Source organism: Paraburkholderia elongata, from assembly GCF_013177735.1.
Classification (GTDB): Bacteria; Pseudomonadota; Gammaproteobacteria; order Burkholderiales; family Burkholderiaceae; genus Paraburkholderia; species Paraburkholderia elongata.
Genome location: NZ_WOEZ01000310.1, coordinates 1 through 17,535, shown reverse-complemented (window position 1 = coordinate 17,535; position 17,535 = coordinate 1). Strand labels below are relative to the sequence as shown.

19 protein-coding genes and 1 pseudogene are annotated in these 17,535 nt (G+C 57.7%); 3 read left to right on the top strand and 17 right to left on the bottom strand.

The features are described 5' to 3' along the window. The coding region (locus tag GNZ13_RS49425) for a hypothetical protein (protein ID WP_216675320.1) at positions 1–215 on the bottom strand (215 nt) is incomplete at its 3' end. Positions 216–241: 26 nt separating this feature from the next. Next, a complete protein-coding gene (locus GNZ13_RS49420) occupies positions 242–1,681 on the bottom strand; it encodes an AAA family ATPase (protein WP_172178745.1) in 1,440 nt (479 codons plus the stop codon). Positions 1,682–2,291: 610 nt separating this feature from the next. Between GNZ13_RS49420 and GNZ13_RS49415 the strand changes: the two genes are divergently transcribed. After that, positions 2,292–2,432, top strand: coding sequence for a helix-turn-helix domain-containing protein (locus GNZ13_RS49415; RefSeq protein ID WP_216675319.1), 141 nt, complete (start codon positions 2,292–2,294; stop codon positions 2,430–2,432). Positions 2,433–2,625: 193 nt separating this feature from the next. Here the strand turns inward: GNZ13_RS49415 and GNZ13_RS51885 are convergent, their stop codons facing one another. The 14 genes from GNZ13_RS51885 to GNZ13_RS49345 form a co-directional block, all read right to left on the bottom strand. After that, positions 2,626–3,171 (bottom strand): NERD domain-containing protein, encoded by a 546-nt coding sequence (locus tag GNZ13_RS51885; RefSeq protein WP_216675318.1) that lies wholly within the window; start codon positions 3,169–3,171, stop codon positions 2,626–2,628. A 257-nt stretch (positions 3,172–3,428) separates the two neighbouring features. Then, positions 3,429–3,695, bottom strand: a complete 267-nt coding sequence (locus GNZ13_RS49405) for a hypothetical protein (RefSeq protein WP_172178743.1) — start codon at positions 3,693–3,695, stop codon at positions 3,429–3,431. 120 nt (positions 3,696–3,815) lie between these two features. Next, a complete protein-coding gene (locus GNZ13_RS49400; RefSeq protein ID WP_172178741.1) occupies positions 3,816–4,466 on the bottom strand; it encodes a hypothetical protein in 651 nt (216 codons plus the stop codon). Between the two features lie 58 nt (positions 4,467–4,524). Then, on the bottom strand, positions 4,525–5,127 hold the full coding sequence (locus GNZ13_RS49395; RefSeq protein WP_172178739.1) for a DUF6680 family protein: 603 nt from the start codon (positions 5,125–5,127) through the stop codon (positions 4,525–4,527). A 103-nt stretch (positions 5,128–5,230) separates the two neighbouring features. Next, positions 5,231–5,563, bottom strand: coding sequence for a hypothetical protein (locus tag GNZ13_RS49390; protein ID WP_172178737.1), 333 nt, complete (start codon positions 5,561–5,563; stop codon positions 5,231–5,233). A 635-nt stretch (positions 5,564–6,198) separates the two neighbouring features. After that, a complete protein-coding gene (locus GNZ13_RS49385) occupies positions 6,199–6,582 on the bottom strand; it encodes a VOC family protein (RefSeq protein ID WP_172178735.1) in 384 nt (127 codons plus the stop codon). A 46-nt stretch (positions 6,583–6,628) separates the two neighbouring features. Continuing rightward, positions 6,629–7,516 (bottom strand): S-formylglutathione hydrolase, encoded by an 888-nt coding sequence (fghA, locus tag GNZ13_RS49380; RefSeq protein ID WP_172178733.1) that lies wholly within the window; start codon positions 7,514–7,516, stop codon positions 6,629–6,631. A 36-nt stretch (positions 7,517–7,552) separates the two neighbouring features. After that, positions 7,553–8,659 carry an S-(hydroxymethyl)glutathione dehydrogenase/class III alcohol dehydrogenase gene (locus tag GNZ13_RS49375; RefSeq protein ID WP_172178731.1) on the bottom strand — a complete coding sequence of 369 codons (1,107 nt, stop codon included), beginning with the start codon at positions 8,657–8,659 and terminating at the stop codon, positions 7,553–7,555. A 25-nt stretch (positions 8,660–8,684) separates the two neighbouring features. Further along, positions 8,685–9,407, bottom strand: a complete 723-nt coding sequence (locus tag GNZ13_RS49370; RefSeq protein WP_172178729.1) for an enoyl-CoA hydratase/isomerase family protein — start codon at positions 9,405–9,407, stop codon at positions 8,685–8,687. Next, positions 9,404–10,573 (bottom strand): CaiB/BaiF CoA transferase family protein, encoded by a 1,170-nt coding sequence (locus GNZ13_RS49365; protein ID WP_172178727.1) that lies wholly within the window; start codon positions 10,571–10,573, stop codon positions 9,404–9,406. The genes GNZ13_RS49370 and GNZ13_RS49365 overlap by 4 nt, the downstream gene beginning before the upstream one ends. A 41-nt stretch (positions 10,574–10,614) precedes the next feature. Next, entirely contained in the window at positions 10,615–12,057 is a 1,443-nt protein-coding gene (locus GNZ13_RS49360; RefSeq protein ID WP_328807423.1) for a short-chain fatty acid transporter, read from the bottom strand. 103 nt (positions 12,058–12,160) lie between these two features. Then, positions 12,161–13,276, bottom strand: a complete 1,116-nt coding sequence (locus tag GNZ13_RS49355; protein ID WP_172178725.1) for an aromatic ring-hydroxylating oxygenase subunit alpha — start codon at positions 13,274–13,276, stop codon at positions 12,161–12,163. A gap of 81 nt (positions 13,277–13,357) precedes the next feature. Beyond that, entirely contained in the window at positions 13,358–14,374 is a 1,017-nt protein-coding gene (locus GNZ13_RS49350; protein WP_216675317.1) for a PDR/VanB family oxidoreductase, read from the bottom strand. Positions 14,375–14,553: 179 nt separating this feature from the next. After that, the gene (locus tag GNZ13_RS49345) at positions 14,554–15,486 is read right to left on the bottom strand and encodes a LysR family transcriptional regulator (RefSeq protein ID WP_172178723.1); all 933 of its coding nucleotides are present in this window, start codon (positions 15,484–15,486) and stop codon (positions 14,554–14,556) included. Positions 15,487–16,061: 575 nt separating this feature from the next. Between GNZ13_RS49345 and GNZ13_RS49340 the strand changes: the two genes are divergently transcribed. Together GNZ13_RS49340 and GNZ13_RS49335 are read left to right on the top strand one after the other, a co-directional pair. Continuing rightward, positions 16,062–16,295: a hypothetical protein gene (locus tag GNZ13_RS49340; protein ID WP_172178721.1), complete on the top strand. Its 234-nt coding sequence runs from the start codon at positions 16,062–16,064 to the stop codon at positions 16,293–16,295. Positions 16,296–16,387: 92 nt separating this feature from the next. Next, complete coding sequence (locus GNZ13_RS49335) at positions 16,388–16,648, top strand: hypothetical protein (RefSeq protein WP_172178719.1); 261 nt, start codon at positions 16,388–16,390, stop codon at positions 16,646–16,648. Between the two features lie 109 nt (positions 16,649–16,757). On the opposite strand, the pseudogene tnpC reads toward GNZ13_RS49335, so the two are convergent. After that, positions 16,758–17,390: pseudogene (gene tnpC, locus GNZ13_RS49330) on the bottom strand (IS66 family transposase); the annotation flags it as partial. Positions 17,391–17,535 lie beyond the last annotated feature (145 nt).

The window sequence follows — 17,535 nt, the reverse complement described above, 5'->3', positions numbered from 1 at the left end:
GCAAAATTGCGTGCGTTTAGAGCGTTGATCGCTTCAACTGCTGGCAGCTTGCCAGAGCAAATTACCAGCTCAGCACAATCATCACCCACATGGTGTTTGAAAAACTTACTATCGCTCGCACCCTCCACGAGCAGAAAAGACCCGGCAAAGTTCGTCCTGCTCATTTCTACTTCGGCGACGATGTCGCCTGAACTGCGAGTTATTCCCAGCGTCATGGCAAGCTCTTTGTCAACGCACCAGTTTAGTTAGTTTTGTTTTCGGAGTCGAAAAGTTCGTCCTGTGGCTCTGTGACAAAATCGTGATCCAAATCGGGAACCAGTGCAATCGCCAAGTCAGTGCGATCGCCGACGACGAAAGGCGAATGGGTAGCCAATATCACGTCGAAGTTTGCAGCAGCAACAATGCCAAGAAGGTCACGCAAGAAAGCTTTCTGCCACGTCACGTGCAGCGAGAGTTCCGGCTCATCGATCAACACGAGCGTATTAGGTTTCACCCGGAATAATAGGTCGTACATCAGGACGATTTCATGCTGCTCACCCGATGACAAAGCGTCAAGATCGAGATTATCTCCGGCGCGGTCGTATGCAACTAAGCCAGTATTTCTGTTGACATCGATAGATTTGTGCTTGAATTTTTTGTTGATATTGTCGAGTAGTAATATGACTCTCCGTGCCAAGTCTTCCAGCGTTCCAAGTTTCGCCGCCGTGTCTTGCACGTATAGTGTCATGACCGTTAATTGTGTCGGATTGACGGAATCCAAAGCGTCGATATTGAAAGGAGAAGGGAGGTCGTCCTCGATTAGTCCGATTCGCTTCAATTCCCGTCGCTTCTCGTCGAGCTTGCTCATACGCGTCTTTAATTCGCCAACCTCAAGACTCCCCAAGGTCGGGTCTAGCATCCGCTGCGGAAACGTTTGGTCCAGCGACTGGGACTGCTTTCCATACAACGCGAGATTATCTGCTATCAGACGATGCAGCGCTCGAGCGTAGCTTTTCACCGTTGATGCCAGCACGACCTCCCGTCCGCGTCGGTTGTATCTAGCTTCGTCAAAGTCTGGCGTCCGCAATAGCCGCTGCGTCTCAACGAGGTGAACGGTAACCTTTTGTCTAAGACGCGCCAGCCATTCTGGCTCCCGAAAAACCAAATCTCTCAAACGCTCGGGAAGAATATCGCCGAACTGCGCTATTAGCTCACTAGATGAATATCTCACCCCAGTGCGATCATCTTCCCAGGCGTCTGGTCCCACACGGGAAATCCAAGGAACTTCGGCATTCACGCGCTGCGCCAGTGAAGCTAGCTCTGTTGGTTCATTCCGCCAGATATGCGGGCGCTCATCCGCGTACGATAGCCGCAGCACTATATCTTCTGGTTGAAGCTCGCCTGGGGTTTCTATAAGGCGGGGCTGCTGCAAACGCTCAACGGTTATGCACGTTCCGTTCGTGAAGGTCACGGAAAACGAGCGGTAAACGGTCTTCCAAAGCAGCAAATAGCGACCACGGAACAGGCCTTCGATAAGACGCAAAAGAACCGTTTTACCAACGCCATTCGGTCCGTGGATTATCGTTACCCGATCGGACACATGCAACTGCACCATGTGAGTGTATAACCCGAACAATCCGTGAAGTTCGATGCGAGCAATCTTAAGCGTAGAAGCGTCGTCGTGGTCCGTTAGATTTTCCATTCTCTCATCGCTGTTGTGATGTAGCCGCACGGCCCCACGAAGGGGCCGACTTCTCGGCAAGTTAGTGCCTCAGTCGACAGTCGGTTACCGCCACTCGACAATATCGCAATCATATACGTCTATCCAGAACCGTTGTCGGTATCGGCATTGGATGCCCGAGCGGGGCATAGGGATGATCGTGCCAATGAGACTTTTGGGCAGCTTTCTCATCGCCTCTGCCCCGCTCTGGCACCCTGTCGCGCACGATACCGGGAATGCCGGGGAGCTTGCATTTTTGACCGTCCGCCATCGAGAGAACTGATGGACCGGGTCGAGGGCGGCCAGCGGGCGAAGGAAGTCGAGGAAACGCTTCCAGTGAAGGGCTTGATTCGCGCCTAAGCCACGTAAGTGACTTAAGTGACCGGGACGCCGTATTTCGAACCGACAAACCCACGCCCGCGACCTTGGCATAAGTTTTGAACGCAGGGAATGGCACGGCGAGGACAGGGAGCGCGGATCGGGCACGATGCGCAACGACGAACCCGATATGGGCGGGCTGTCAGGATTAGACTGACGGCGAGCCTCCATTCTGCTATCCTGCGCAGCACCCCGTCGTTTCGTGAGTGATGGATTGAACCGCGCGACCCGAGTCGAGCTCGCCACGCTGGAGCGGATCTGTATCGTCCTGGATTGCCAGCTGGCGGACCTACTGGAAATCGTGCCGAACGACGTTTCGCGCGCGAGCGCCGCGCCGTGCGAGGGAGCAATCTAGATGCCGATGAGTTCGTCCCGCTGGCAAGCCGTCGCTCCGTCGCAATTCACCTGGGAGCGTGAAGCGCTGGACTGGCTTCGAAACCATCTCCCCGACCGCGAGCCGTGGCACGCGAGCCGCTGATTTTCTTGTCTGCCACCAGCCTCACCTGCAAGCTCACTGGCACGGCGCGGGCAGGCATCTACTTGCGTGGTCAGCCCAGCAGCGAGTCCGACGTGGGAATCATCGGCGTGCTGCACAACGGCACGGGAAGCGTCCGCGACACCCAGCCGAGCCACGTCGACCAACAGCACGCGCGCGTGCTCGCCCGCGCCATGGCCGAGGCCGGCATCCGACCGTCGAACATGATCCGCTCAAATTTGATTGTGCTTATGCGCCGCCGTCGACTCAAGGCGACGAACGGCAAACGCACCTTGGTCTTTTGCGCAGAGGACTGCCGACGCAGCAGGCTGGCGAGCCGCTTTGACTTGCGGTTGGCCAGGATCAACGGGTTGTCGTAAGCGCGCTCGCGGCCATCCGTGACCCACGACCAGGTGTGGGCATCGCCGGCCACCACGCCGGGTCGGCTCTTGATCTCGACCAGGAAGACACCTGAGGGTGTAAGGATCAGCGCGTCAACCTCGTTGACCTTGCCTTCCTCGTCGATGAATTCGAAATTCGACCAAACGTGTCGGCCAGCGCCGTCACGGTGCTGCGATTGACTCCAGCAATGCGCGCCAGTTCCGCGTATGTTTTGCAAGGAAAAACCAGCAGGAACCGTTGCGTCGCTGGCCTGGCCGTTTCTGTTGCATGAAATCCCGCTGCGAGCCTTGATCTGTCGTTGATGGACACCAGAAAAACGCAACACTGCAAAACATACCACTGAGGTTGATTAATATAATTATGTAAAATGCGTAGGAATCCGAAGTTTATCGGCAACCGAATCAACAATGCAAATACCCCTGCGGCAAGTGCTGCGCCCGAATAGTAATCTGTTAAGGCTTGCCGATACGTCGATTACGGGATCGGCGAATGGTCCGTTCCCGTCAGAAAAACCCTCAGCTGCCGCTCCGCTTCGAATACTTCGTGAAGAGGAGCCCGTGCGAGCTGGGCGTCATACAGCGTCAGCAGCGCTTCAAAGTCACTGATTACCTCAGACGCGAGCCGCCACTCTCCCGTCTCATGAGCGTGCGCCAAGGTGTTCGCGACCACGTATTCGGCGATCTTGAACTGCTCCACCGGTTGGTTGCCATAACCAGCGCGCTGCAGATAACCAAGGTCCATGACCCGTCCTTGCAGGCAGTCAAGAAGGCCTGCCTGACCGAACTGGCGAAGCCGTAAGCAAACCGGGGTCCGCAATCGTCTGCAAATGTCACTAAGGGCGGCTTTTGATCTTGTGCGGATTTACTTACCCAGATACATCTTAACGATTATCTGCCCCGCTACAGCCAAGACCGCGCCAAGGAGCGCGAATACAAATTTTTCCCCATACCGGTCGAACCAGCCCTTTACCTCGTGCTTTTTCTGTAGATAGACAACGCCGCTCGTCGTCAGATAAAAGGAAGACCGCAGCATCAAGACTAGCGGCGTCAGAATAAGCGCCCACCGCGCGAAACTTCCATGAGGCGGCCAGTTAGCGTAGCCAACCAACGCGGTCGCACTGAGAGCGACAAACATCCATGACGACGGACTCATATAGCGAGCATAGTATGGGACACGCTTCTTTATCGCACGCTGCATTTCATGCCAAGCGGGTATAAGCTCGTCGTCGTTGGAGCAACTTAGCAAGATGCCGCCGTCAATCTTTAGGCTGAGCGATTTATAAGATGCCGACTCTTTCGAAAAGCTTAGTCGCAACTCCTTAATCCGCTCACCCCGGTTCTCCTTCACATCGTCAAGATCATCAAATTCAGCCGTGCTGTCGGAGATTGTGACTTTCAATCCGCGCCGCGTGCCGATCTCGATTATCTGCTCCACGTCTATGCGATATAACGGTGTAGGCGGAAAGCGACGGCTAAGGCTGTCAAAGAGGGAAAACGTTTCTTTTATTTTCATGTTTATAACCGCCAATCGGTATATTTTGGATCGACAAGCTTACATTTATTAAAGGCCTCTATTCTTCGGCCTTCTCTGCCTGTATCGCCATCGACGGGCTGCGCTTCCCCTCTAGCCATTCGATCAACAGCGTTTGAACCTCGGCTGTGCGCTTCGCAAATTCAGGGTCTGCCGGAAACTGCGTGACCTTCATCGGCAATGCGCCTTCACCTTTTATCAGGTCTACCAGTCCCTTACGCAATAGCTCCTGATCGCTCATTAGCGCCGCTTGCCACTGTGGGTAATATACGTGGCCCTGTATTTCGGCATCGCGAAAGCCATAGCGCAGAGATTCCCCCATCTGCTTGAGCAGCACGACGAACAGCTTGATTCGCTCTTGCCCCCACGCTTCCAAATTGGCGTGCGGGGTGTTCAAGTGCATCAGGAGATCGCGCCACGCGTCCACAACTTTTGAGTTGCCGTGAAACTCCAACGGCACAGCGTTAAGTGCATTAACGTGCTGAGGGGAATTTAGCGTCATCCGCGACGCCATCAACGCCCGATAGACCTCGATTTGGCGGCGGGTGCGCTCGCCTCTTCGGTCTAGGTATTTCTGAACCTGTACGGCGAATATAGGTCCGAGCAGCGTAGCGCAAGCAATCATATAGTCAGAAGCGTGCATGATCGTCCCCGTTCGTTCACACGAATCGATCATAGCAGGCGCGGGCCGCTAGTCTAAGGATTGGGGTGGGCTGTGCAATCAATTGCACACGGCGGCGGACGAACTACGAGCCAATTCCGTAGTAACCGCCAACGGCATCGGCCAGCAACTTCCCTCCAGCAGCCAGTCCGATGGTCCACGCGCCCCCGATGGCCTTCATGGTCATTTTACCCATCCACTCCTTGACCTTTGGCCCGAACTGCTTTGTCTCGGCCACCGTGGCGGGATCATCGTGGTTTACGGCGGCCTGAAGCTCGGCAACATCCGCTGCATCTACACCGGATTTTTTCAGCGTCTCGGCAAGCGAATTAAAGTCGCCCTTTGTGACGGTGTTCGTGATCGTCGTAACGTTGCTGTTGCCGAACCAGCGCAAGATGACAGGACAGCGACCGTTCACTGGCGGAGGCGCGATCCATCGGCAATAGAAGTGCTTTCGTCAGCGGCCTGCGGGCTCGGCCGGGGGACCTGTTTCGCCTGGAAGACATTTTTTCGACATTGCGACGCCGGGAAGCGATTGATTATAGCGAAGCCATATCAGAGATACGGCCGCGACGACAATCAAGGGCCGAGTTCGACCCACAACTGCCGTTCGGACTCCTGACGTCACAATGACAGCTTCCGGGGTGCAACGGACGCTCGCCCCGCCGAGTTGGTCGGCAAGTTCTCAGCCGGAGCCGACGTTCGTACATTGACCGTGCTATGCCTGCTCCCCGCTCTAGAGCAGCCATTCGTCGTCGGCACCAAAACCAAAATTTAACACCTGTTATAACTCGCAAGAAAATGCAGGTCTGGTGCGGCGAGCGCCCATGCACCAGCCTAAGGACTCCCTCCGCCCTAAGACTCAGACGTACAGAAGAACTTCCGAGAAGCTCCTTAAAGAAGTCGCGTTCCGGCGCGCCTTCCAAGGCCCGGTTGGCGAATTTAATGGCGAGACACTATGGCGCCAACCAACAGGGTTGATGACGAGACGGACAATGCTGTCGAGCGCCGGCAGGCATACATAAATGCCGCGCCGGCGCAACAACAGGACGCTTAGACCGGCTTGAAGCAATACACCGCAAGTTTGTTACCGTCCATATCGCGCACATAGGCCGCATATGCGTTTGGTGCCCACCCGCGCGGACCGGCCGCGCCTTCGTCACGAGCACCGGCATCCAAGGCCGTGGCGTAGAACGCATCCACAGAGCATCGATCGGGCGCTTCGAAAGAAACAGTAACGCCGTTACCAACGGTCGCTGGGTTCCCATCGGCCGGCTTCACTATAAAAAAGGACGGAGTTTCCTTGCCCCAGATTGATCCATTGTCGCCAAGATCGGCAATGCGCTTTAGCCCGATCTTGCTGAGCACGCTGTCGTAAAACGAACGTGCTTTGTTGAGATCGTTTGTCCCTAAAGTCAAGTGAGTAAAGACTGCCATATATGTCTCCTTTGAGAGTGGATTGAGTTTGACGAAAAATGCATTGCTAACCTGTTGGTATTCTTTGTTCTGAACGGCACAATTCTGTCGAGAAGATTTTCGCGTGATGCGCGACGTGATCTTCGATGAAAGTCGAGATGAAGTAATACCCGTGGTCGTAGCCCGCATGACGACGCAACGTCAGCGGCTGTCCCGCGGCCTTGCAGGCAGCTTCGAACACATCCGGGTTCAGCTGCTCGGCGAGGAACTGATCCGCCAGCCCCTGATCGACCAGAATCCCTTGCGCGAACTTGCGCGATGCGTGGGCGACCAGTTCGCTCGAGTCATACTGCCGCCACGCTTCACGGTCTTCGCCCAGATACCCGCTGAACGCCTTCACGCCCCACGGGCATTGTGAAGGCGCGGCGATCGGCGCGAACGCCGACACCGACCGATAGATCTCCGGGTTGCGCAGCGCCAGCATCAACGCGCCATGACCACCCATCGAATGCCCGAAGATGCCTAGGCGCGCGCCGTCCACCGGCAGATTCGCGAGCACCGTTTCGCGCAGCTCATCGCGCACATACGAGTACATCCGATAGTGCTTCGCCCACGGCTGCTGCGTCGCGTTGACGTAAAAGCCTGCGCCCACGCCAAAGTCCCACGCCGCGCTTTCGCCCGGCACGCCCGCACCGCGCGGACTGGTGTCCGGCGCGATCAGCGCGATGCCGTGCTGTGCCGCGAAGCGCTGCGCGCCCGCCTTGACCGGAAAGGTTTCTTCCGTGCTGGTCAGACCCGCGAGATAGAACAGCGCGGGCACATTCGCGTTGGCCTGTAAGGCCTGTGGCGGCAGATACACCGAGAAGCGCATCGGCAGACCGACGGTCTGCGAATCGTGCCGGTAGATCCGCTGCTCGCCGCCATAGCAGGCATGCGACGACAATAGTTCAAGCATCGACAAGCTCCTTCTGTTTCGCGAAACCGTGCCGCGTTAGTACAGCACGACCGAGCGGATCGACTCGCCCTTCTTCATCAGGTCGAAGCCTTCGTTGATGCGCTCGAGCGGCAGACGGTGCGTGATCAGGTCGTCGATATTGATCTTGCCTTCCATGTACCAGTCGACGATTTTCGGCACGTCCGTGCGGCCGCGGGCGCCGCCGAATGCCGAGCCCTTCCACTCGCGGCCCGTCACCAGCTGGAACGGACGCGTGCTGATCTCTTCGCCCGCCGCCGCCACGCCGATGATGAACGACTGACCCCAGCCCTTGTGCGTGCACTCCAGCGCCTGACGCATCACCTTGGTGTTGCCGATACATTCAAATGAGTAGTCGGCACCGCCATCGGTGAGTTGCACGATGTGATCGACCACGTTCTCGACTTCGTTGAGGTTGATGAAGTGGGTCATGCCGAACTTCTTCGCCAGTTCAATGCGGCCCGGGTTGATATCAACACCGATGATCTTGTCCGCGCCAACCATCTTCGCGCCCTGAATCACGTTCAAGCCGATGCCGCCGAGACCGAACACCACCACGTTCGCGCCCGCTTCGACCTTCGCCGAATACACGACAGCGCCGACACCGGTTGTCACGCCGCAACCGATGTAGCAGATCTTGTCGAACGGCGCGTCTTCACGCACCTTCGCAACCGCGATTTCCGGCACGACGATGTAGTTCGAGAACGTGGACGTGCCCATGTAGTGAAACAGCGGCTTGCCGTCCAATGAGAAGCGCGACGTGGCGTCGGGCATCAGACCCTTGCCTTGCGTCGAACGGATCGCCTGGCAAAGATTGGTCTTGCGCGACAGACAGAATTTGCACTGACGGCATTCCGGTGTGTAGAGCGGAATGACGTGGTCGCCCTTCTTCAGCGTGCCCACGCCCGGGCCGACATCGACGATCACACCCGCACCTTCATGGCCGAGAATCGCCGGGAAGATGCCTTCGGGGTCCGCGCCCGAGAGCGTGTAGTAATCGGTGTGGCAGATGCCCGTCGCCTTCACTTCGATCAGGACTTCACCGGCGCGCGGGCCTTCCAGATCCACTTCTTCGATCGTCAACGGGGCGCCGGCTTTCCATGCGATTGCTGCTTTGGTTTTCATTGGTTACCTTTAAAAAGCTGGCGTTTTAGAGCTCGCTCATGTACGCGAGGATGCGCGATTTGAGTCCAGGGCGCGACGCGGACCGAACCAGATCGGCGAGATCCTGATCCGGCCGCTCCCTTTCCAGCACGCGATACAGGTGCTGTTGCGTCGTCGGATCAAGCAGTGTGGCAACCTGCAGCGCTTCGGCGACTGCCTCGGCGCGTCCATCTGCTTCGACCAGCCTCGTGACGAGGCCAATATCCGCCGCCTCCGTTGCGCTCATCTGCCGGGTCTGTTCGAGAATTTCGCGAGCCTTTGCATAGCCGACGACGTCGCCAAAACGCCGCGTGCCCAGCACAAGGCCAAAGCGCAAGCCTGGCATCCGGAAACTCGCATCGGCCGCGCTATAACGATGCCGGCATGCCGCAAAGAGATCGACACCGGCGCCGAAGTTGTGTCCATGGGCGAACGCAACCGTCAGGCAGGGGGACGACGCGACGAGATGAAGCAATGTCTCGATCCTCACCAGTCGCAATAGCAGATCTGCGTCGCTCTGGCTATTCAGGTCCCCCTGATCGAAGCCAGCACTGAAGTTCCTTCCCGCGCCCTGGAATACGAGCATTCTGGCGCCAATCGCATGCGCGTCGCCCACGCCCTGCAAGAGCGCGTCGACAAGCGGCGAGTTCAACGCATTCATCTTGTCGGGACGGTTCAACGTGAACGTCCAGGATTGCGCGCTTCTCTCGATTTGGAGCTGGTCCGTCATTGTTTCTCCTCTGCATGGCGGGCGGTAATACCGGCAATGATCTCGTCCGAGTGTTCGCCGAGCCCCGGTGGCGCACGGCGTATTGGCAAGCCGTGCCCCGACAGGTTGATCGGCGATCCAAAAGTACGAGTCTCGACGCCGTTGGGCAACGTGAGTGGCTGGACCCACTGCATGTGCTCCACCTGCGGATCGGCGAGCACATCCGAATAATTGTTGATCGGCGCACAAGGCACGCCGGCCGCTCGAAACTGCTCGAGCCAGAATGGCGCGTGCCCGTCGGCAAAGATTGTCTCGAGCATGAGTCTGAGCTGGTCCTGATGACGCGCGCGATGGCTCGGCGTGTTGAAGCGGTCATCGTCGGTCCACTCGGGATGACCGAGCACCCGGCATACAGCGGCCCATAGAGCGTTGTTGCCGGCGGCCATGCCGAAGTAGCCGTCGCGGCAACGAAACACCTGGTACGGCGCATTGCGTGGATGAGCCGAGCCCATTTTCATCGGATCGCGACCGCTGCCGAAATACTCCGACGTCTGCAACGCGGCAATGCCGAGCGTCGCACCAAGCATCGAGATGTCGATATGCGAGCCACGACCCGACTGCGCGACGCGCCGCAACTCAGCCGCAATCGAAAATGCGGCATACAAACCCGCAGAAAAATCGGCTAGGGGCACACCGCATTTGACCGGCGCACCGCCCGGCTCGCCAGTGATACTCATGATGCCGCTCATCGCCTGCAAGGTCAGATCGAAACCACCTTCCTGAGATCGCGGCCCACTCTGTCCATACGCAGAAATGGAGCAATACAGCAGGCGAGGATTGATGCCTGCAAATGCGGCATAGCCAAGGCCTAACCGGTCCATAACGCCTGGACGGTTGTTCTCGATCAGCACATCGGAGTCACCTATCAGCGCTTTGGCAAGACGGACGTCTTCCGCGCCTTTGAGGTTCAGCGTAATCGAACGCTTGTTGCGATTCAAAGAAGCGAAGTTCTCGCTGAATCCGTCCGTGATCGGCGGCCATGAACGCAATGAGTCCCCGCCTTCCGGATGCTCAATCTTGACAACGTCTGCACCCATGTCGGCCAACAGCATGCCGCAGAATGGCCCCGCTGCCACATTGCATATCTCGATGACTCTCACGTCCTCGAGTGCGAGCTGGTTATTCATTAATATCCCCATGGAATGTCAGTAGGCGCTCGTGCGCAGAATCACGTACCGGAGAAAATCGGCACGATGAACAGATAGACGAATCCGACAAAGCTCCCGGCCGTCAGAAAGATCACCAGTGTGAAGCCAAGCACCCGCTGCACGCCGACGCCCGCGATTGCTACTACGGGAATCGCCCAGAACGGTTGGAGCAGGCTGCCCGCCATCTCGCCAGCGGCGATCGCCATGGACGTGCCGGGCAACGATGCGCCTAGACGCATGGCCGCAGGAATGGTGAAAGGCCCTTGAACCGCCCAGTGGCCGCCGCCGCTCGGAATAAACAGAGTAATCAACCCCGACGCGAGATAGCTAAGGAACGGCAGCGTAGCAGTCGACGCGACATGGATGTAGGCATTGGCGACCACTTCCGCGAGTCCCGTTGCGGCCATGATTCCCATGATTCCGCCATAAAACGGATACTGAAGCAGCATCGGACCGGTCACCTTCGCCGCCTCGGTCACCGCGCCGACATAGCGACGTGGGCTTCCATGCAGACACAAGCCCGCCAGCAGAAAAATAAAAATCACAGTGTTGATATCGAGGCTGACGCCATGACGCGTCCACTCAATGGCGAGGTACGCCGCGCCCGCCACGACGAACACCAACGCACACAGACGAGAGCCTTCGAGCATGCCGGCGAATGAGTTTGCTCGCGACGAGTCGCCGAGATCAGAGGTCTTTTCAGCGGCTTCGAGCGCATCTTGCCCGGCCGCGATGATGTCGCCCTCTGCGGGCCGCATCAGAATGAAGATGACGGGGATTAGCACCATCGCCGCAAAGCCAGTCAGCAGATTCCACGTTGAAAAAACCGTATGAGACAAAGGCACGACGCTGTGCGTATGCTGCTCAACCAGATTCAGAGGATTGCCCGGAGAAGCAATCGACAACGCGATCGAACTGGACATACCGGTGAACGCCCACAGCACCCAGGAACTGTAGCCCGCTGCGACGAGCCAGGCGAAGTCCACGCGTACGTGCTTTGCCACCTGCTTCGAGAGCATGGCACCGACCACGAGTCCGAAGCCCCAGTTGAGGAACGTCGCAATTGCGCCGACCGTAAACACCAGAATGACAGCCGAACACGGTCCGACCGCAAGCCGGCTGAGGCGTTCCAGACCGGACTTGATGATCGGGGCACTCGCTAACGCATAACCGGTCACAAGCACTAGCACCATCTGGAACGCAAACGTGAAGATGCCAAAAATCCCCTTGTACCAGCCGCTTAGAATTACATCTGGTGTGGCTTTCGGAGCGAACGCTATCGCGAATAACGCGGTCATGACGGTCAGCAGGATAACAATCACGAAGGGATCGGGCATCAGTCGTTCGAAGAGGTACACGCACGAACCGACCGCCCTTTGCATCAACGACTTTCCGCCAAGCCGGCCATGCGATGACGGTGGCGATGCGACGCCTAGCGGCGCCGAAGTTTCTTGAGTTTTCACGGTTTGTCTCCAGGCATTGAGCCAAATAGTTATGGTGTGCCGGACGTTCGCTCGCACGTGGCGGGAGCCGGCACCCGCCACGCCGTCTACGTGAAACAGCTATTCAGGTCGTGACCGGCTCCTTGACGGCGGTCGGTTTATCGGCTGGCACGATCTGCAACTCTCGCTCTTTACGCTGAAGGCCCGTCAGGATCTGGCGGGCGCGTCGCAAAGCCTTGTCAGTCTTGAGGAAGAGTTCGGAATAACCGTCATCCGGAAACTCCATCATTGTTTGCTGGCGTTCCAGCGCCCACTGATCCTGTGCGACAACTTCCGGAAACATTTCCGCGACGCGTTGTGCCGTTGGCATCGTCGGGTCGCTCAAGGTTCTGTGCCAGTTCTTGCACGACACGGACCAACGCCAGACCAGATTGCGCTCGTCGACCGGCAAATGGAGATGCAACAGTGTGTATCCGCGCTCCTTGTCTGTTCCGAGTTCGCCTGGCGGCGCAACGCGCATCACGACGCGTGTGAGTCCCGGGGTCACCATGCAATGCGTATGAGTCCGCTCTACCGTGTCGTACAGAAACCATTCCTTCAGATACGGCGGTTGCTGGTAGCTGTCGACGTGTCGGGTGGTTTTTACATACGTATATCCTTCGCTTTCGCCTTCTTCCAGTTCCACCGGAATCTTGCTGTTCTCCTTGTCGCCGATATTGCCGTCGTGCAATGGATAGAAATGTGTGATGTCGAGCAGGTTTTCGATCAGCAGAAGATAATTGGCGGGAACGTGCAGTGGGCCTGGAGAACCGATTGAAAGATTCGCAGGATCAAGAATCTCCGGCGTGCGCGGTGGCGCCACGCGTTGCGCCGCTGCGGGGTTGCCCGGCCAGATCCACACTACGCCGTCCTGTTCCTTCACCGGGACCACGCTGAGATGCGCCTGCGAAGGAATTGCCTTATCCGGCTGGGAAGGAATCGCAATACATTGTCCGCTCGTGTCGTAGCACAATCCGTGGTACGCGCACTCCAAACGTCCGCCGTCGAGCAGTTTGCTCTGCGAGAGCGGGAAGCGCTTATGGCAGCAACGGTCGTCGAATGCGACGACTGCACCTTTATCGGAGCGCCATATTACGACCGGCCGTCCGACTATCTTGTGTCCTTGCAATTTACCCTCTGGAAACTCGGAAGAGAAACCAATGGGATACCAGCAATCCTTAACATATTCGAATGTGCTCATGACAAAACCATCTCCTGTGGGCTTTTTTGAGCAAGCGCATTACACTGCGCCGGCTGAATGTGAAGAACCAGAAGCGCTGAACTAAAGGTCGAGAACAATTGACGCACTCTTTGCGCGACTGCAGCAGATCATAATGAATTCTTCCCGATCGTCTTCATCGAGCACCGAGTCGCGGTGAAGTGGGTGACCCGAGAGATAGCGGGTCATGCATGTGCCGCAATAGCCTTCGCAGCACGAGGTGTCGACTTCGACTCCTTGCAGTTTCAGCGCATCGACGATCGTCTCACCCGGATGCACGGTAAGGCGCTTCTTCGAGCGCGCCAGTTCGACTTCGAACGGCGTGTCGGGATCGTCGCCAGCTGTCCGCACCGGCGGGCCCGTTGCGGAGAAACGCTCGCAATGGACAGCGTCGCGCGGCCAGTGTCCGCTTGCCGCTTCGATAGCGTCCATGAGTCCTGCTGGGCCGCAGTAGTACAAATGCGCACCATCTGGACGGCTTTGCAGGGTCGCATTCAGATCGAGTCCCTTGCTGGGGTCGCCGTTGTCGTAGTGGATCGACGCTAGTCCGCTGGCGACAAGACCGCACAATTCACGCGTGAAAGCGGTTCGTTGCGGCGTGCGGGCGCAATAGTGCAGATGAAATGCCTCGCCGCGACGCTGAACCTCGACGATCATCGACATGAGCGGTGTGATTCCAATCCCGCCAGCGATAAAGATATGTCGGGTGGCTGAATTCGACAGTGCAAAATGATTACGGGGCGCGGACACAGTGACGATCTGCCCGGCTCGTAACACATCGTGCATCGCCACTGATCCGCCTCGGCCGAGCGGATCACGCAGCACGGCAATCACGTAACGATGACGCTCTGTGGATGGATTGCACAGCGAATACTGGCGAATCGCGCCGTTGGGTAAATGAACGTCAATATGCGAACCCGGGGTAAACGCAGGCAACGTGTCGCTGTCCACGCTAACAAATTCGAACGCATTGATGTCGTCCGCCAGATAGGAGACGGACTGCACGCGCACCTGGAGTTTCGAGGGCGCAATAGAATCCTGGCGCACGAGTGGGGCTTCGTGCAGTGCGACTGCATTCATGTCTTCCTCCATATGCTGCTCTGGATGGCAACTTCGGTGCCTCGGATCGTGTCGATGAGCGCGCCGTTGCTTTAGAGAAAGAGTAGATGCGTCGACCTATAAGGACAAACGAGTAATTTTCGAGTGCATACATCAACTTTCTTGAACTGATTTGACGCGATGCAACATATTGCAGACACCTATTGTTTGTCGAAAGTGCTCACCTCGCGGGCGAGTTCAGCCACGGTCCGGGCCAGCGAGAAGGAGTGTCCCTGGGGAAAAACGGCGACAAACTGGACAGGTTCGAGTCGTGGAGACGTTGTGACGATTTTAAGCCTGCCGCTTTCTATTTCGCCCGCGTAATGTTTTGCTGGCAGGTACGCGACGCCCATACCAGCCATCGTCATTGAAGCCGCCACTGCTACGCTTTTGCAGCGCGCGAGATAACGGCCGCGCACATGTTCATTCTGGAACCAGTCCTCGATCGCCGAATAGTGAAATGACTTCGGCTTCATCCCGATGATCGGGTAGCCCGCCAGCTCTGCCGGGCCGTATACGCGATCCTCAAGTCCCAACGCGGGGCTCGCCATCCACTCGAAGGCAACCGCACCGAGCGACAACGTAGAGAGCTCTTGCGCACGCGAATGACCGGGCGCGAGGACAAGCTCAAGTTCGGCTTGCGCAAGGCTTTCCATGAGCTCTGCTGTGAGGGCCTCCTCAATTTCAAGGCGCACGTTGGGATAGCGCTCCGCGATGGTGCGTATCAGTTCAGGCAACCACGTTGTCGTAATGACTTCGGCGACACCAAAACGCACCGTGCCGAACATCGATTCCGGCGCAGCGATGCGATGCTCGAGTTCTGTCGACAAATCGAGAATTCGGCCCGCGTATTCCATCAGCTCTCGTCCCCTCGGCGTGAGCCGTGCCGTTCTGTGGGTACGATCGAATAGCTCAACGCCAAGCGTGCGCTCGAGTTCGCGCACCCGCATGGACACTGCGGACTGTGTTGCATACAACCTCTCGGCAGCTGCCGAGAAACTGCCTAGCGTTACCGTCCAGAAAAAGGTCTCCAGTTGTTGCAAAGTCACGTTTGCCTCCGCACGCTTCGTATTGAGGAAGTTCAGCCTGATCATTTCTGGTCAGTGTACGCAGTGGCGCGGTATCCGTAAGCGGTGGGAAATCCTGGTGCTTTGCTAAGGCTGAGCATCTTCAACGCCAGCTCATTGAGAGGCTCGTTCGAACAGCGTGGTATGTGAGGCTTGGCGAGGCGAGAGGCGTCGCACGCCAATGGTTCGCGAACTACTGCTTTATGGCATCCGGCTGGGACTTTGCTTGACCGGTTTGGGCCGCAAGTACGCATCCGCTTATTCGCGGCTGCCGATCCGCGAATGTCGGGAAAGTGACCTGTAGCCGCCTCATCGACGCCGGTACCTGATTGTCGTGTATAGCCGATGAAGGGGCATTCGTCTTTGAAAAACCGATGGCCGGTTCCGGAGCAAAGCTGACGCCGGAACGTCCGACCGACGACGCATGTGAACGGCGGTTTGTGGCCGACAGCCGCCTGATGCCGACAGCCTAGGGCCACGCCGCGCGACGAGCATGCTGTCGCGCGGAGGCGGCGCCAACTGGTTTTGCAGTTCCAGCTCGGAGACTGAGGAGGCTATGCTAACCTTGGTCGACGCTAACACCAGCAAAGCCGCGCTCGAGGATGAACGATATATTCGAGTTTTCTCAGGATTTCGAGCCGTTCCCCGAAGACCTGCCGAGAAAGGAGTGGCAGACAAAGTCGCTCGATTGCGCCATGGCCGATTATTGGGTGGCGAGCGATGGACGTGTCGCGCGCCGACAGTTTCTGAGCGACGATTACTTTGCCAGCGACACAGCCTCCTTCAGTAAGCGCCTCGCCTGGACCGTTCGGTTTTTTCTGGACGACGAGATGTGAAGTGGGACATGCTATCTCCTTTGGGCATTTTGCGTTATCCGGTAACGAGTTCGGATATATCGTTACCGGGTAACAATGACGAGGAGAAACGGATGGCACAAACAACAGCAGAGCGGCAGGCCGCCTACCGGGCAAGGCGGGCGACGGCTGGAAACGATGGCAATGGGGAGCGGCGGCTTGATATGTGGATGACCACTGAAGCCGATCTCGCGCTTGCGCGGCTGGCACGCCGTTACTCGGTAACGAGGCGTGAGATGCTCGAGCGACTGGTAGTGCGGGCGGATGCGGCGATCGTGCGCAGGCTCGATCCGGACTCGGCGCAATGGGATGCCTACTTCGGGGCTCACCGGTAGCTCATCAGCGTTACCGGGTAACGGACCATTTCCTTTACGCAGCAGAGATTCCAGCTCGGGGCATGTGAGCCATTCCGGGCAATCGAGGCAAGCTGTCCACCGCCGTTGTTCAACCGGTCGGCGCCGCAGGATGGGGCGGGTTTCCCAAGTGTCCCACAACGCGCCAGGGCAGCAATTCGTCAACGCGGTTGATCGGGTGATCGGCGATGCAGGTCAGCACGTGGCACAGGTAAGCGCGCGGATCGATACCATTGAGTTTGCAGCTGCCGATGAGCGAGTACATCGCGGCTGCCCGCTCGCCCCCGCTGTCGGAGCCAGCAAAGAGGAAATTCTTGCGACCAAGGCTTACACAACGCAGCGCGTTCTCGGCGAGGTTGTTGTCTATTTCCACCGTGCCGTCGTCGCAGTACAGCGTGAGTGCGGCCCACTGATTCAGAGAGTAGTTGATCGCCTTGGCCGTGTCGGATTTTGCCGACAACGTCTGGAGCTTTGCCCTGAGCCAGGCCTCGTAGGTTTCGAGCAGCGGCTTTGCCTTCGCCTGCCGCACACGCAACCGTTCGGCGGGCTGCTTGCCGCGGATGCTGGCTTCGATGCCGTACAGCTCGCCAATATAGTCGAGCGCCTTTTGCGTCGTGTCGGACGGCGTGCGCACGTGTATGTCGTAGAACTTTCTCCTCGCGTGGGCATGGCACGCAGCCTCGCGAATCGAGCCGGCGGTGAACAGCTCGTTGAAGCCTGCGAAATGTTATGCATAACATTTCGCAGGCTATGTTGCGGCCAAATTTATGTGGCGGCAGCCGATAGGCGCCGAGGAAACATGGGGCATGCCCTGGCTATTGACGTGACATAAATTTCGGCGCTTTGTGACCTTCCAACCGTCGTTCGGA

Excerpts from the sequence above, each read along its gene's own strand:
- fghA (WP_172178733.1), bottom strand. The coding sequence starts at position 7,516 with ATGCTTGAACTATTGTCGTCGCATGCCTGCTATGGCGGCGAGCAGCGG.
- GNZ13_RS49395 (WP_172178739.1), bottom strand. The coding sequence starts at position 5,127 with ATGCACGCTTCTGACTATATGATTGCTTGCGCTACGCTGCTCGGACCT.
- GNZ13_RS49345 (WP_172178723.1), bottom strand. The coding sequence starts at position 15,486 with ATGATCAGGCTGAACTTCCTCAATACGAAGCGTGCGGAGGCAAACGTG.
- GNZ13_RS49365 (WP_172178727.1), bottom strand. The coding sequence starts at position 10,573 with ATGAATAACCAGCTCGCACTCGAGGACGTGAGAGTCATCGAGATATGC.
- GNZ13_RS49355 (WP_172178725.1), bottom strand. The coding sequence starts at position 13,276 with ATGAGCACATTCGAATATGTTAAGGATTGCTGGTATCCCATTGGTTTC.
- GNZ13_RS49385 (WP_172178735.1), bottom strand. The coding sequence starts at position 6,582 with ATGGCAGTCTTTACTCACTTGACTTTAGGGACAAACGATCTCAACAAA.
- GNZ13_RS49375 (WP_172178731.1), bottom strand. The coding sequence starts at position 8,659 with ATGAAAACCAAAGCAGCAATCGCATGGAAAGCCGGCGCCCCGTTGACG.
- GNZ13_RS49340 (WP_172178721.1), top strand. The coding sequence starts at position 16,062 with ATGAACGATATATTCGAGTTTTCTCAGGATTTCGAGCCGTTCCCCGAA.
- GNZ13_RS49405 (WP_172178743.1), bottom strand. The coding sequence starts at position 3,695 with ATGGACCTTGGTTATCTGCAGCGCGCTGGTTATGGCAACCAACCGGTG.
- GNZ13_RS49420 (WP_172178745.1), bottom strand. The coding sequence starts at position 1,681 with ATGGAAAATCTAACGGACCACGACGACGCTTCTACGCTTAAGATTGCT.
- GNZ13_RS49400 (WP_172178741.1), bottom strand. The coding sequence starts at position 4,466 with ATGAAAATAAAAGAAACGTTTTCCCTCTTTGACAGCCTTAGCCGTCGC.
- GNZ13_RS49350 (WP_216675317.1), bottom strand. The coding sequence starts at position 14,374 with ATGAATGCAGTCGCACTGCACGAAGCCCCACTCGTGCGCCAGGATTCT.
- GNZ13_RS49370 (WP_172178729.1), bottom strand. The coding sequence starts at position 9,407 with ATGACGGACCAGCTCCAAATCGAGAGAAGCGCGCAATCCTGGACGTTC.
- GNZ13_RS49335 (WP_172178719.1), top strand. The coding sequence starts at position 16,388 with ATGGCACAAACAACAGCAGAGCGGCAGGCCGCCTACCGGGCAAGGCGG.